The organism is Flavobacterium polysaccharolyticum, assembly GCF_038739875.1.
Classification (GTDB): Bacteria; Bacteroidota; Bacteroidia; order Flavobacteriales; family Flavobacteriaceae; genus Flavobacterium; species Flavobacterium polysaccharolyticum.
In genome coordinates this window covers 23365-37360 of the sequence record NZ_JBCGDP010000021.1, presented here as the reverse complement: position 1 = coordinate 37360, position 13996 = coordinate 23365, and the positions used below count along the sequence as shown (strand labels likewise).

Annotated in this window: 14 protein-coding genes; 5 read left to right on the top strand and 9 right to left on the bottom strand. The window is 35.8% G+C overall.

Features of this window, described 5'->3' with window-relative positions; genetic code table 11:
• Positions 1-7 precede the first annotated feature (7 nt).
• The 3 genes from WFZ86_RS17175 to WFZ86_RS17165 all read right to left on the bottom strand — a co-directional run bounded on the left by WFZ86_RS17175 (position 8) and on the right by WFZ86_RS17165 (position 3705).
• A complete protein-coding gene (locus WFZ86_RS17175) occupies positions 8-574 on the bottom strand; it encodes a PepSY domain-containing protein (RefSeq protein WP_342693069.1) in 567 nt (188 codons plus the stop codon).
• Positions 575-614: 40 nt separating this feature from the next.
• Entirely contained in the window at positions 615-1409 is a 795-nt protein-coding gene (locus WFZ86_RS17170) for a polysaccharide deacetylase family protein (RefSeq protein ID WP_342693068.1), read from the bottom strand.
• Between the two features lie 172 nt (positions 1410-1581).
• Positions 1582-3705: a M3 family metallopeptidase gene (locus WFZ86_RS17165; RefSeq protein ID WP_425402886.1), complete on the bottom strand. Its 2124-nt coding sequence runs from the start codon at positions 3703-3705 to the stop codon at positions 1582-1584.
• A gap of 162 nt (positions 3706-3867) precedes the next feature.
• On the opposite strand from WFZ86_RS17165, the gene WFZ86_RS17160 reads away from it, so the two are divergent.
• From WFZ86_RS17160 to WFZ86_RS17145, 4 genes are all read left to right on the top strand, one after another.
• Positions 3868-4338, top strand: a complete 471-nt coding sequence (locus tag WFZ86_RS17160; RefSeq protein WP_342693067.1) for a DUF1569 domain-containing protein — start codon at positions 3868-3870, stop codon at positions 4336-4338.
• A 229-nt stretch (positions 4339-4567) separates the two neighbouring features.
• Positions 4568-5245: a tRNA (guanosine(37)-N1)-methyltransferase TrmD gene (gene trmD / locus WFZ86_RS17155; protein ID WP_064714047.1), complete on the top strand. Its 678-nt coding sequence runs from the start codon at positions 4568-4570 to the stop codon at positions 5243-5245.
• 186 nt (positions 5246-5431) lie between these two features.
• Entirely contained in the window at positions 5432-5782 is a 351-nt protein-coding gene (gene rplS, locus WFZ86_RS17150; protein ID WP_064714046.1) for a 50S ribosomal protein L19, read from the top strand.
• Between the two features lie 267 nt (positions 5783-6049).
• Positions 6050-8272, top strand: coding sequence for an NADP-dependent isocitrate dehydrogenase (locus tag WFZ86_RS17145; protein ID WP_342693066.1), 2223 nt, complete (start codon positions 6050-6052; stop codon positions 8270-8272).
• A gap of 161 nt (positions 8273-8433) precedes the next feature.
• On the opposite strand, the gene WFZ86_RS17140 is transcribed toward WFZ86_RS17145, so the two are convergent.
• From WFZ86_RS17140 to WFZ86_RS17115, 6 genes are all read right to left on the bottom strand, one after another.
• The gene (locus WFZ86_RS17140; RefSeq protein WP_342693065.1) at positions 8434-9180 is read right to left on the bottom strand and encodes an SDR family oxidoreductase; all 747 of its coding nucleotides are present in this window, start codon (positions 9178-9180) and stop codon (positions 8434-8436) included.
• 23 nt (positions 9181-9203) lie between these two features.
• Positions 9204-10283 carry an alkene reductase gene (locus tag WFZ86_RS17135; protein ID WP_342693064.1) on the bottom strand — a complete coding sequence of 360 codons (1080 nt, stop codon included), beginning with the start codon at positions 10281-10283 and terminating at the stop codon, positions 9204-9206.
• 9 nt (positions 10284-10292) lie between these two features.
• Positions 10293-11156 carry a pirin family protein gene (locus tag WFZ86_RS17130; RefSeq protein ID WP_342693063.1) on the bottom strand — a complete coding sequence of 288 codons (864 nt, stop codon included), beginning with the start codon at positions 11154-11156 and terminating at the stop codon, positions 10293-10295.
• A 114-nt stretch (positions 11157-11270) separates the two neighbouring features.
• A complete protein-coding gene (locus WFZ86_RS17125; RefSeq protein ID WP_315250755.1) occupies positions 11271-11627 on the bottom strand; it encodes a DoxX family protein in 357 nt (118 codons plus the stop codon).
• 147 nt (positions 11628-11774) lie between these two features.
• Positions 11775-12203, bottom strand: coding sequence for a nuclear transport factor 2 family protein (locus WFZ86_RS17120; RefSeq protein WP_315250753.1), 429 nt, complete (start codon positions 12201-12203; stop codon positions 11775-11777).
• Positions 12204-12478: 275 nt separating this feature from the next.
• A complete protein-coding gene (locus WFZ86_RS17115; RefSeq protein ID WP_342693062.1) occupies positions 12479-13459 on the bottom strand; it encodes a hydrogen peroxide-inducible genes activator in 981 nt (326 codons plus the stop codon).
• A 100-nt stretch (positions 13460-13559) separates the two neighbouring features.
• On the opposite strand from WFZ86_RS17115, the gene WFZ86_RS17110 reads away from it, so the two are divergent.
• Positions 13560-13976, top strand: a complete 417-nt coding sequence (locus WFZ86_RS17110; RefSeq protein WP_342693061.1) for an OsmC family protein — start codon at positions 13560-13562, stop codon at positions 13974-13976.
• Positions 13977-13996: the final 20 nt, after the last annotated feature.

Sequence of the window (13996 nt, the reverse complement as noted above, 5' to 3'; positions counted from 1 at the left end):
TACAAAGTTATTTTTCACGCATTCGCTTAGGTCCATACCAAAGCCAAAAACCAGTTATGGTAAATACTAAAAGTGCTAGTCCCATTACAGTAGTATAAACCAATTTAAAGGCACCGTTACCAGTTTTAAAATAAGTATCCAAGTAAGAAGCATCATGAATATTTTCTACAAAATCAGCATTTCGCCGTTCTAAATGGAGTAATGCTCCAGTAGCTCCATCCAATTGAACGCCCCAATAGTCTTCTTCAAAAACAAACTTCACCATTCCTTTATCGGGACGAATGTCAATTCTATTCAATGCTAAAGAAACATCTTGAGCAACCTCTTTTTGCAAATAATAGCAGGCTTTTTGTTTTAAACTATCCATGGGAAGCCATTGCCTCAAATCGGTAGTAGTTCCTTTGTGAGAATCAGCCAATAATAAGCCACCGCTATTTTTTTTCCATCCTAAAAGCAATCCAGTAATGGATATAATGAAAAAGAAAATAAATAAAAAAGCGCCCGTGGTTCGGTGCACTTTTCTAAATACTCTCAATGTTTTAGCCTGACTTTTTCTTTTGTTACTTTCGCTCATGCATTTAACAATTAAACAGATAATAAACTACTTTAAAAATTTACTTGCTCTTTTTGATATAATTAGCTACCTCAACCATTGTGGCAACCCAAATATCTTTTTCTCTTTTTTTAAGATAGGCCAATACTTTTTGATGCTCTTCGGCAGAGACATTAAGTCCGTGTTCCCCTCCAACACCATGAAACAAAAGAACCGCAAACGAAGCTGCTTTTTCTGCAGCTTCTATTTGTGCAATCATTTGCACAGCGGTGGATTCGCTTTGCCCAAAACAATTGATATTGGCCAAATCAACTTGTTGTTTTTGCAACAACGCCGATTCCACTCCTCTCGCTGCCACAAAATCTTCTTTTAGCAAATCATAATAATAAACATCTCCTATTTTACGATCCCCGCACGGATAAGCAAAAGTGCGCTCTTTTTTGCCGTCGATGGCTTCTAAAAGTGTGTTGGTAACTTTGATCTCGTTGATCGCTCGAGCTACTGAAAATTTAGACAAATCGGCTTCGGGAGTGACGAAATCTCTTCCTGCAAAAGTCCCGTCACAAGGGTGATTTAATGTGTGATTACCCAGTTCATGCCCTTTTTTAGCAGCCGCACGCCATTCGCTCAAACGTTTTGACACTACTGGCGATGATCCAACTAAATAAAAAGTTCCTTTAAACTTGAAAGCATCCAACGCTGGAATCACCTTATCTAAATGTACATTCAAGGCATCATCATAAGTTAACACAACCGCACACTTTTTACCATTCCATTGTCTTGATGTTGTTTGGGCCACCCCCCCTAAAGGTAGTACTAGAATACAACCCAATACCACTATTCTATAAAAATTCATAATGCTATTTTTTTGAATAATAATTAGTTTCAACCAAGAAACTTGTTGAGTAAATGTATTCAAAATTCTTTTATTCAAAGAGAAAAAAGTCAATATAGAAGACGTAAACACTAAAAAAAATGACACCCTTTCGAATGTCATTTTTAAGTCTTAGTAATATATTATCAGTCAATCATTTAGTCAATCCTGCATTTTTCAAATACGGTTCAATCTTCATATCGTGACCGATGAATTCTTTGAAAGCTTTATTCAAATCTACACTATTCCCTACAGACAAGATGTATTTCACAAAACGATCACAATTTTTTCGGGTCATTCCACCATTAGCTTCAAACCAATCGTAAGCATTATAATCTAAGGTTTTAGACCAAGTGTAAGCGTAATATCCTGCAGAGTAACCGCCTCCCCAAATGTGAGCAAAGTAAGGAGAATGATAACGAGTAGGTACTTCATTCACTAACAAACCATATTTTTGCAAAGCCTCTTTTTCAAAATCTAAAGTAGGTTTAAAATCCGACTCTTTTTCTACACTATGCCAAGCCATATCTAGTGTTGCGGCAGCCAACAATTCGGTTACTACATAGCCTTTGTTGAAGGTATCCGCTTTTTTAATTTTATCAATCAACTCTTGTGGAATAGCTTGTTTGGTTTGATAATGTACTGCGTAATTTTTCAAAACCGTTGGATCTAAAGCAGCATGTTCGTTGATTTGCGACGGAAACTCTACATAATCTCTCGGTACAGCCGTTCCAGAAAGTGTTACATATTTTTGGTTCGCAAACAATCCATGTAAGGTGTGTCCAAACTCGTGAAATAATGTCGTTACATCATCAAAACTAATTAAAGATGGATTACCATTAACTGGTTTTGCAAAATTGTACACATTGACAATGACTGGTTTTTGGTTTAAATAATGCGATTGATTCACCAAATTACTCATCCAAGCGCCTCCATTTTTATTGTCTCTCGCATAAAAATCCAAATAATAAATCGCGATTGAAGTCCCTTTATCATTGAAAACTTCATACACTTTTACATCAGGATTGTACACGGGTAAATCATTTCTTTCTTTGAAAGTAAGCCCGTACATTTGTTTTGCTGCAAAAAAGACTCCTTTTTCTAGCACCGATCCGATTTCAAAATACGGTTTGATTTGACTTTCGTCCAAATCGTACTTGGCTTTACGCACTTGCTCAGAATAGAAATCCCAATCCCAAGGCTCTAATTTAAAACCTCCATTTTGCGCATCAATTAAGGCTTGAATGTCTTTGGCTTCTTCATTGGCTTTGGCTACTGCTGGTTTTGCGATTTTGGCTAACAAATCCATTGCAGGTGCTGGAGTTTGTGCCATTTGATCTTGTAATTTCCACTCAGCAAAACTCTTTTTACCCATCAATTTGGCTTTTTGCAGACGCAATTTGGCCATTTTTTCAAGGGTTTCGCGAGTATCTCCTTCATCTCCTTTTTCGGCACGATACCAAGAAGCTTTAAAAACTTTCTCTCTAGACGCACGATTGGTCAAACTCATCAAAACAGGTTGTTGTGTGGTATTGATAATCGCTATCATATATTTCCCATCTTGTCCTGCTGCGGTAGCATTGGCTTTGGCAGCTGCAATTTCATCAGGAGTTAAACCTGCCAAATCCGAGGCCGAATCAAAAAACACGGCAGCATTTTTACGAGCAGTTAATAATTTATTGCTGTATAAAGTACTCAATGTAGCCAACTCTTCGTTGATTTTTTTCATTTTTTCTTTATCGGCTTCTGAAAGATTAGCTCCTGCTAATTCGAATTGTTGCAAGTAGTATTCGGTTAGTTTTTTATCTTCTCCCTTTAAGCTCGACAATGGAATGCTTTTGATGCGGTTATACAATTTACTGTTCAAGTAAATTTTGTCGTTATGCGCCGAAAAAATTGGTGCGTATTCTGCTTCAATCGCCTGAAGTGTTGGATTGGTGTTCGACCCCGAAAGATTATAAAAAACTCCAGTTGCTCTACCTAAATCTACGCCACAAGTTTCTAGCGCTAAAACGGTATTCTCGAATGTCGGTTTTGCCGTATTATTCGTGATTTTCTCGATTTCTTCGTCGTGTACTTTTAAACCATAGTCAAAAGCGGGTTTAAAATGTTCGTCTTTAATTTTATCAAAAGGTGGCGTTTGGTACTGTAAAGTACTGCGTTGCAAAAGAGGATTGTTCATAGGAGCAGTAGTATTTTGGGCATTCACGTTCTCTACTAGCAGCGTACTGAACAACAAAAGACAGCCCGTACTAGCTATTTTTGAAAAAGAATTCATATTGAAAAATTTACAAATTATTAGGTTTTAAAAGTACTAAAAAAAACAGTATTGCAGACAAAAGTTCCTTTTATTAAGAAAACAACAACAGCAATTAAGATGTTGAATAAAAACAACTGAATAGCAATAAAACAACCAGAATTTAGAGCGAAAACATTACTTTTGATACTACCTAAAAATGAATACATTATGGCTTCTATTTACGACACTTCAGACAACACTCAGTTAATCAATAGGATTCAGAAATTAAACGCCTCCTCTACTCCGCTCTGGGGCAAGATGAGCGTGGACCAAATGTGTGAACACTGTATTGCTGCTATAAATGTAGCTTTTGGAAAACAAGATTTAACAATTAGTTTTCCTATGCGTTTGTTGGGACGGTTATTGAAAAATAAAGCTTTTAACAGTGACTTTGGAAAAAATAGTCCGACGGCAAAAGAATTCCGTATCACTGCCCATTCAGATTTTGAAAAAAGCCAAGCACAACTTATAGCTTGTGTTCAAGAATTTGCCAAAGGAACTTCGGTAATTACGGTCATGCATCATCCGTTTTGGGGAAAGATGAGTTATGAAGATTGGGACAAATTGATGTACAGACACTTGGACCATCATTTAAGACAATTTGGGGTTTAAACGAAAAGTGTATTGATTTGCAGGGATTGTGTGAGGGATAGTAGCGGCATCCTCTTGGGGCGGGGTTCGACCCAAGAGATATAGCGGATAGCCCGACCCCGAGGAGCAGGGAGTTTTGGTGGAGCAAAGTCGTGTGCCTCGGGGTCACGCCCAAATAACTATAAGGATGTATCACTTGATTCGTGTCCTATCATTTAATTTGTACCTTTGCGCGATATAAAATACTACAATGAGAATTGATATTATTACCGTTTTACCTGAATTATTGAGAAGTCCTTTTGAGGCTTCGATTATGAAACGTGCTATCGACAAGGGGTTGGTGGAGGTGCATTTTCACAACTTGAGAGACTACACGACCAACAAACAAAAAAGTGTAGACGATTATCCTTTTGGCGGAGGCGCGGGTATGGTGATGACAGTACAACCTATTGATGCTTGTATCACGCATTTGAAGAGCGAGAGAACCTACGACGAGATTATTTATATGTCACCCGACGGAGATACGCTGAACCAAAAAATGGCCAATACGATGTCGATGTATGAAAACATTATCATTTTGTGTGGGCATTATAAAGGTGTCGATCAGCGAGTGAGAGACCATTTTATTACCAAAGAAATTTCTATTGGCGATTATGTTTTGTCTGGAGGCGAATTGGGCGCTTTGGTTTTGTGCGATGCCTTGATTCGATTGATTCCAGGGGTTTTGAGTGACGAAACCTCAGCTTTGACCGATAGTTTTCAAGACGGATTATTGTCGGGTCCAATTTATACGAGACCTGCCGATTACAAAGGCTGGAAAGTTCCTGATGTTTTGTTGAGTGGGCATTTTGCAAAAATTGACAAATGGAGAGAAGACATGGCTTATGAACACACCAAAAATAGGAGACCAGATTTGCTGGAGGAATAAAACTCTAATAATCAACATTTAAATCCCAAATCCCAAAAATAAAAATCAATTTTATTTACCCATAAAAAAAATTGGAATTTGGATTTTAAATATTCTTTTTTTGTTTACATTTGCACCCACATTAGACCAACCTCTGGCGAGAACCGTGAATGTTGCTCTATTTTAAACCATAATTAAACATTTATCATGGCAGATTTATTGAAATTCGTTCAAGACGAGTTTGTTACAAGAAAAGATTTCCCTGAATTCGGAGCTGGAGACACTATCACAGTGTACTACGAAATTAAAGAGGGTGAAAAAACAAGAACTCAGTTTTTTAAAGGAGTAGTGATTCAAAGAAGAGGATCAGGAAACACTGAAACTTTTACTATTCGTAAAATGTCAGGAGCTATTGGAGTTGAGCGTATCTTCCCAGTTAACTTACCTGCTTTACAAAAAGTTGAAATCAACAAAAAAGGTGCAGTTCGTAGAGCTAGAATTTTCTACTTTAGAGAACTTACTGGTAAGAAAGCAAAAATCAAAGACAAAAGAAGATAATCTTTTTTCTTTCAAATATAAAAGTCCCGACCTGTCGGGACTTTTTTTTTGGTAGTATATCGCCAAAATTTTTATCATTTTAAAGATTTACCCCCTTTAAAAATAACGATTTCGTAATATCACAAGAAGTCTAAGAATTATGATTTTTTTATAGCAAAATCAAGGAGTATTTACATCCGATTTCCATATATTTGTCCGCCTTATTTTTTTGCACTTTTCGCAAAGTAAGACACACATCCAAGTGATTTCGATTAAAAAAATAGAAAAATGACACAAAAATCAAAAATTTTTTACACCCTTACAGATGAAGCGCCATTGTTGGCTACTTACTCTTTTTTACCAATTGTTCAAGCATTTACTGCCACATCGGATATAGAAATTGAAACAAGAGATATTTCGCTGGCTGGAAGAATTTTAGCCAATTTTCCAGAATTTTTAAAAGAAGATCAAAAGACGAGTGATGCCTTATTAGAATTAGGAAAACTAGCTACTACTCCAGAGGCTAACATTATTAAATTACCAAACGTTTCTGCATCTGTACCGCAATTGAAAGCGGCTATTGCAGAACTTCAAGCACACGGTTATGCCGTACCTGATTTTCCAGAAGACCCACAAACAGAAGAAGAAAAAAACAATAAAGCTAAATACGCAAAAGTATTAGGCTCTGCTGTGAATCCTGTTTTACGTGAAGGGAACTCTGATCGTAGAGCTCCAAAAGCTGTAAAAAATTACGCTAAAGCCAATCCACATTCTATGGGAGCTTGGTCTTCTGAATCTAAAACACACGTTGCCTCTATGGAACAAGGTGATTTTTACGGAAGTGAGCAATCGGTTACTGTTAGCCAAGAAACTGATGTAAAAATTGAATTCGTAGGAACAGACGGAACCACAACAGTTCTTAAAGCAAGTACTCCTTTGAAAGCAGGTGAAATCATCGACAGTTCTGTAATGAATATTGCTGCTTTAAAAAGTTTTGTAACCAAAACAATAGAAGAAGCAAAAGCACAAAATATTTTATTATCTGTTCACCTAAAAGCTACGATGATGAAGGTCTCTGACCCTATCATTTTTGGAGCTATCGTTGAAGTATATTTTGCCACTGTTTTTGAAAAATATGCAACGTTATTCAATGAATTAAATATTGATACTCGTAACGGTTTAGGTGACGTTTACGCAAAAATAGCTGGACATCCACAACAAGCGGAAGTAGAAGCAGCTATTGATGCAGCAATTGCTAATGGACCTGCTTTGGCCATGGTGAATTCGGACAAAGGAATCACCAACCTTCACGTACCATCTGATGTAATTGTAGACGCTTCTATGCCTGCAATGATTCGTACTTCTGGACAAATGTGGAATAAAGAAGGAAAGCCACAAGATACTGTAGCCATCATTCCAGACCGTTGTTATGCTGGTGTATATACTGCAACTATTGATTTTTGTAAAAAACACGGTGCTTTTGTGCCCACTACTATGGGAAGCGTACCTAACGTAGGTCTTATGGCTCAAAAAGCAGAAGAATATGGTTCACACGATAAAACCTTCCAGATTCAAGGAGAAGGAGTGGTTCGCGTGGTAAATACAGAAGGTACCGTATTGATGGAACAAAAAGTGGCTAAAAATGATATTTTCAGAATGTGTCAAGCCAAAGATGCTCCAATTCAAGACTGGGTAAAACTAGCCGTAAACAGAGCACGTTTATCAGCTACTCCAGCGGTTTTCTGGTTGGACAACAACAGAGCACACGATAGAGAATTGATTGTAAAAGTTGAAAAATATCTAAAAGACCACGATACAACAGGATTAGACATTCGTATTTTAAACCCTATCGAAGCGACTAATTTCACCTTAGAGCGCATCATCAAAGGCTTAGATACCATTTCAGTAACCGGAAATGTACTACGTGATTACTTAACCGATTTATTCCCAATCTTAGAAGTAGGAACTTCGGCCAAAATGCTTTCTATCGTTCCATTGATGAATGGTGGTGGTTTATTTGAAACTGGTGCAGGAGGTTCTGCTCCAAAACACGTAGAGCAATTTATTGAAGAAGGCTACTTACGTTGGGATTCCCTTGGTGAATTCTTGGCTTTGGGCGCTTCATTAGAACATTTAGGACAAACCTTAAACAATTCAAAAGCGATTGTTTTAGCAGAAGCCTTGGATGTGGCTACTGAAAAATTCTTAGCAAATGACAAATCTCCTTCTAGAAAAGTAGGCGGAATTGACAATAGAGGCTCTCATTTCTACTTAGCGATGTACTGGGCCGAAGCATTAGCCAATCAAGATAAAGACGCTGATTTAAAAGCAATTTTCTCACCTATTACAGCTGAATTTATTGCTAACGAAGCACAAATCAACAGCGAACTAATTGGTGCTCAAGGAAAACCTCAAACTATCGGCGGATACTACCAACCGAATCCAGAGTTGACGAGCAAAGCAATGCGTCCAAGTACCACTTTCAATACGATCTTGGCAAAAATTGCATAGTTTTAAAAATAAGCATACTAATAAAAAGACAACTGGAAACGGTTGTCTTTTTATTTGAAATTGATGCTTTTATAAATCTGATATTTTTGTTTAAATATAGATCATAGTTATACATTTTTACTTCTTGAGTAAGATTAAAAATCTATAAGCAATATTAAAAATTATACTCTGCCTCCACCGTTTGCAATGATTTGTTGTCCGTTTATCCAAGCTCCTTCAGTACTTACAAGGAACGCTACAACACCAGCAATATCTTCTGGTTCTCCCATTCTTCCTAAATTCATTCCTTGGGCAATGCGTTCCATTTCTTCTTTAGAAACTTCTTTTTCCATCAAAGGTGTTCTGGTTGGTCCAGGAAAAACACTGTTGACGGATATTTGTCGATGTCCAAGTTCTTGTGCTAAAATTTCAGTAATCACTTTTCCTGCGGCTTTACTTGGAGCATAAATTCCTAGACCTGCTGCTGGATAAAGAGAACTCGATGAAGAAATTTGAATAATACGTCCTCCGTATCGAACCTTTTTGGCTGCTTGTTGCAACACAAAATAAGTTCCTTTGTAATTTACAGCATTAATGCGGTCGAAGTCCGCTTCGGTAACATCAGCAATCGGGATTCCCATTTTTGCGATTCCTGCGTTTGCAACTACAATGTCGATACCTCCATATTCTTGAATTACAGCATCAAAAAGATTAACAATTTCTGAGACTACACCAACATTTGCTTCAAAAGCTACTGCAATTCCACCAAACATCCTAATTTCATTCACTACTTCATCGGCTAGTTTAGAATCTCCAATATAATTTACAGCTATAGCAATTCCATCTTTCGCCAACCGAATGGCAATTGCACGACCGATACCTGTTGCAGCACCTGTTACCAATGCTATTTTTTTTATTGAGGTTGTCATAATTTGTTAGTTGAATAATTGATTTATTGTAAACTTGGATAATCGGTATAACCTCTTTCATTACCTCCATAAAATGTAGTACGGTCGGCTTCATTGAGTTCAGCGTTAAGTTCAAAACGTTTTACCAAATCTGGATTAGCGATGAATGGAACACCAAAAGAAATAAGTTTTGCAATTCCTTTTTCTAATTCTTGTTCAGCAGTTTCACGAGTATAGCCTGCATTAGCAATTACAGTATGTTTTGTTAATGTTCCGAAAGTTCCCATTACATCTTTTGCATACTGCTCAAAGCCTTCTTCAGGAAGAAACAAAGGATTCATTATGTGAATGTATGCCAAAGGCAAATTGTTCAGTTCTTTTATTAAGTAAGAATAGGTTGCAACTGGATCACTTTCGATAATACTGTTATATGGAATACTTGGTGATAATTTAATACCTGTTTTTCCTTCACCAATAGTGGCTGTTATTACTTGCATTACTTCCAGAATAAAACGACTGCGATTTTCGATGCTTCCACCATATTTATCAGTACGTAAATTGGAACTTTCTGCTAAAAATTGGTTGGGTAAATATCCTGTTGCAGCGTGCAATTCTACGCCATCAAAACCAGCTTTGATAGCATTGATAGCGGCTTGTTTGTAGTCTTGAATAACTTGTTTTACTTCAACTATTTCTAATGCTCTTGGGATTTCATAATCTACAAGTCCTTGCGACGAAAAGTGTTGTTGTCCTGTAATAGCAATTGCCGATGGAGCAACAGGCAATACACCATTTTTATCTACCGAATGCGCCACACGACCTGTATGCCAAAGTTGGGCGAAAATTTTACCTCCTTTTTCGTGAACGGCATTGGTCACTTTTTTCCAGCCTGCTATTTGCTCTTCGGTGTAAATACCGAGTGTAAAAGGGCTTCCCAATGCTTGTTCAGAAATATTGATTCCTTCAGTAATTATCAATCCAGCAGTTGCTCTTTGGGTGTAATATAAAGTAGTCAAATCATTTGCGATTCCTTTTCCTTCGCCACGAGCACGTGTCATAGGAGCCATAACTATACTGTTTTTTAGGATTAAGTTTCCTATTTTATTCGCTTGTAATAATTTCATTTTTTTTATTTATTTATTATTAATTTGGCCATATTTTCCCGCATAAAAATCACGATACGCAACACATATTTCATCTAGTGAGTTCATCACAAACGGACCTTCTGATACAATAGGTTCAGTATATTCTTCACCACCGAATAGTACAACATCGATAGCTACTTCTGATATATTTTTTATTTCGATTTCTCCTGCTTTCCTTCCAAATTCTACAAACTCTCCAGCCTGAAATTCAGCATCATTGAGTATAGCATTTTGTGCAGTCAAAAAAGCGGCTACCTCAATTTTATCCTTCAAATTGATAGAAAATTGCTTTCCATTTTCTAAATGAATATGATATAAAAACTGCTCAGAATAATTTGGAATCTTAGAACTCAATCCTTCATAATTACCTACAATTACTTTTATCCAACCAGCGTTGTCTTGCAATATTTTTTTAGGTACTTGATCTGCTTGAATGGCGATATGGGCTGGACTCTCTGCTTTGTTTTTGGCAGGCAGATTGATCCAAAACTGAAAGCCTTGAATCATTTTACTATTCGTTTGAGAATCATAATTAAAATTTTCGTCGTGTACGATTCCATTTCCGGCTTTCATCCATTGCATACCGCCAGAATATATTTTTCCTGTATGTCCTGCACTGTCAAAATGTTCTACTTCGCCCTGAAGAATATAGGTTAGTGTAGCAATACCTCGATGCGGATGTGCACCCATACCGTTTGTATTGATGACTTCTTTGATAATAGGGGCTACGTAATCAAGAAACACAAAAGGACCTACTTTTTTTGCATAGCGATTGGGTAGCATTCGATTGATAATCAAAGGACCAAGGTCTGTTTTATTTCCTTTTGTAGAGAAACTGGTTTCCTTTTTCATTGTTATATAATTTGTTTTTTATCAAGCTTGTTTGAATATCCATTGCTAACTTCGGTTGCCTTTTAGCTGTTGATTTTAACAGAAGTAAACTTTTGTTAGCAAAGATTTAATTACTTAAATTTTATCTTGGTAGTAATAGGATATTCCTAGAATTACTAAAAAAATAATAGGTGCAGCTGCCACAGCTATTGGGTCACCACTGGCAGTATGGGCAATAAAGGCTGAAACAAAGGTCAATGCAAATCCAAAATAAGCGAATGATTTAATTTTATTAGGAACCATTGGGAGGATTAATGCTAAAGCTCCTAAAACTTTGAGAACTCCAAGTTCTATTCTGAAATAATCAGGAAAACCTAAATGCACGAATGCTGCTTTCATATCTGGATTTGAAAAATATCCATAAGCACTAAATACCATCATAGCACTAATAATTCCAGTTGTTGTCCAATAAATAATTTTGTTCTTGTTCATTTTTTCTAATTTTTAAGGGTTGATTTTATATATTTTAATACTGTAAAATTGCAATAGTAATGTCTCTTAAAACGATGCGATATGATAAAAAAAACCATTGATAAATGTCAATGGTTTTTAAAGTAGGTTTAGTTCTAATAGGAATTATTATTCTGCAAAACTTCCTCCACTCATAGCTTTCATGAAAGCTTGTGGATTCCAGTACTCACGGTAGTTAACTATAAGTCCATCTCGGAAGGTTACAAAAGTAGCATAACTCATTTCATAGGGATTACCATTACTAATGACAACACCTGAAGCACTCCATTCTGCAATAGCAATATTGGCATCATCTGTTGGGTAAATTTTCAAAGTAGGAATAGATTTTACATCAATGTAACTTGGATAATCTTTCAAATAAGCATACAATGCTTCGCGACCTTCAAATCGAGATGGGGTTCCTTCTGGAGCAAATGGAAATTCAGCTATTACATCATCTGCACAAAGTTCTGACCAAGCTTTCATATCTTTTGCTAAAAATGTATCTAAACTGTTGCGGAGAAGTTCCGTTGCTGGTGTGTTTTTTAAATTTTTCATTTTTGATTAAATTTTTAATGTTCTAATTAATTATAATTTGATAAGACAAAATTGCATCAGAACCACTCCTAATATTAATGACATTTGATAAAAAAAACCGTTGACAAATGTCAACGGTTTTAGTCCCATTATTTTTTATCAAAACTACCACCAGCCATTGCTTTTTGGAAAGCTTGTAGATTCCAATATTCACGGTAGTTTATAATAAGACCATACCAAAAGAATACATTATATATGATTTATTTAAAACTTTTACTAAATAGGAGATTAAAAAGTTATTTATCCTTAAGCGACGAATGTACTGCCTTTTTAAAATAAGGCGAGTCATTCCAACTTATTTTTTTATAGTTGGCTGTTTGTTTCAATTTTTGTGGAAGACAATCCCAAATTATTTCCCTTATTTTTTCGAGTAAAACATTTTTAGCAAATGTGTCCGAAACTACTAAACTAATTTCTCTTACTGGTTTGGGGTCTTCAAAAGATTTATAGCAATTATTTGGTTCATCATTAATTATAGATAACTCAGGAAGAATTGCAAAACCCAAATCGGCTCGAACTAAATTTTTTAAAGTTTCAATCGAGTTGATGTTGTAGAAGAATTTTTGTTGCGCTTTATCTGCGTTCGTCAAATTACAAATATCCAGCAATTGCGCATTAAAACAGTATTCGTCTTGGAGCAATAATAAATCGGCTTTGTTACTTTCAGAAAGTTTGAAAAGAATGTCAGCATTTGAACCATACGATTTATTGATAAATGCTACAAATGGTTCATAAAAAACAGGAAATTCTAATAATGAAGTACTTCCTGTTGGTGTTGCCATTATTGCCATGTCTATACTTCCTTCTTCTAAATTTTTCATTAAACCGCCTGTGGAGTCTTCTTTAATTGTAAAAATTACCTTGGGCAGTTTAGTCCTTAAATCTTTAATTAATAAAGGTATTAAGTAAGGAGAAAGCGTTGAAATGACACCCAATTTTATTTCTCCTTCTAGTATATTTTTTTCATCAATTACAAAATCCCTAATCGAATCTATTTCTTTCAATACTTTTTTAGCTTTTGAAATAATGGAAACTCCTAAAAGAGTCGGTTTGAGTGGCACTGTAGATCGGTCAAATATTTTAATTCCTATCTCCTCTTCCAAACTTTTTAGCTGTAATGTTAAACCTGGTTGTGATACAAAACAGGCTTCAGCAGCTCTAGCAAAATGTCTTTCTTTATCTAAGGCGATAATATATTTTAATTGTTGTAAAGTCATAATTATATTTTTTATTTATGATATATAAAAATTATTAATTTGATTTATAATTACAAACATAACACCTTTGTACCGTTAAATGACTTAAAATAATATAAAAATGAAATTTACAAGACAAGCAAATGCCAACTGGCAAGGAACAGGAATGGAAGGAAAAGGAACTATCTCTACCCAAAGTACTACTTTAGACAAAGCGCAATTATCCTTTAAAACCAGATTTGAAGAAGGTGTGGGAACCAATCCTGAAGAACTTATTGCAGCCGCACATTCAGGATGTTTTAGTATGAAATTAAGCTTTGTACTTACAGAAATAGGTTTTATAGCTACGAGCATTGATACTATTGCAAAAGTAACTTTTGAAGATGGAAAAATAACACTAATTCATTTAGATCTAAAAGCAAAAATTGATGGAATAAGTGAAGTACAATTTCAGGAAGCAGCTTTAAATGCAAAAGAAAACTGCCCAATTTCACAGTTGTTAAATACTGAAATTACTTTGGCAGCAGCGCTTCTATAAATTAAATTTTCAATTAATTT

Bases quoted from the DNA above. Each gene is read 5' to 3' on its own strand.
- WFZ86_RS17165 (WP_425402886.1), bottom strand. From the start codon at position 3,705: ATGAATTCTTTTTCAAAAATAGCTAGTACGGGCTGTCTTTTGTTGTTC.
- WFZ86_RS17170 (WP_342693068.1), bottom strand. From the start codon at position 1,409: ATGAATTTTTATAGAATAGTGGTATTGGGTTGTATTCTAGTACTACCT.
- WFZ86_RS17110 (WP_342693061.1), top strand. From the start codon at position 13,560: ATGAAATTTACAAGACAAGCAAATGCCAACTGGCAAGGAACAGGAATG.
- WFZ86_RS17135 (WP_342693064.1), bottom strand. From the start codon at position 10,283: ATGAAATTATTACAAGCGAATAAAATAGGAAACTTAATCCTAAAAAAC.
- WFZ86_RS17125 (WP_315250755.1), bottom strand. From the start codon at position 11,627: ATGAACAAGAACAAAATTATTTATTGGACAACAACTGGAATTATTAGT.
- trmD (WP_064714047.1), top strand. From the start codon at position 4,568: ATGAGAATTGATATTATTACCGTTTTACCTGAATTATTGAGAAGTCCT.
- WFZ86_RS17115 (WP_342693062.1), bottom strand. From the start codon at position 13,459: ATGACTTTACAACAATTAAAATATATTATCGCCTTAGATAAAGAAAGA.
- WFZ86_RS17145 (WP_342693066.1), top strand. From the start codon at position 6,050: ATGACACAAAAATCAAAAATTTTTTACACCCTTACAGATGAAGCGCCA.
- WFZ86_RS17175 (WP_342693069.1), bottom strand. From the start codon at position 574: ATGAGCGAAAGTAACAAAAGAAAAAGTCAGGCTAAAACATTGAGAGTA.
- WFZ86_RS17130 (WP_342693063.1), bottom strand. From the start codon at position 11,156: ATGAAAAAGGAAACCAGTTTCTCTACAAAAGGAAATAAAACAGACCTT.
- WFZ86_RS17140 (WP_342693065.1), bottom strand. From the start codon at position 9,180: ATGACAACCTCAATAAAAAAAATAGCATTGGTAACAGGTGCTGCAACA.
- WFZ86_RS17120 (WP_315250753.1), bottom strand. From the start codon at position 12,203: ATGAAAAATTTAAAAAACACACCAGCAACGGAACTTCTCCGCAACAGT.
- rplS (WP_064714046.1), top strand. From the start codon at position 5,432: ATGGCAGATTTATTGAAATTCGTTCAAGACGAGTTTGTTACAAGAAAA.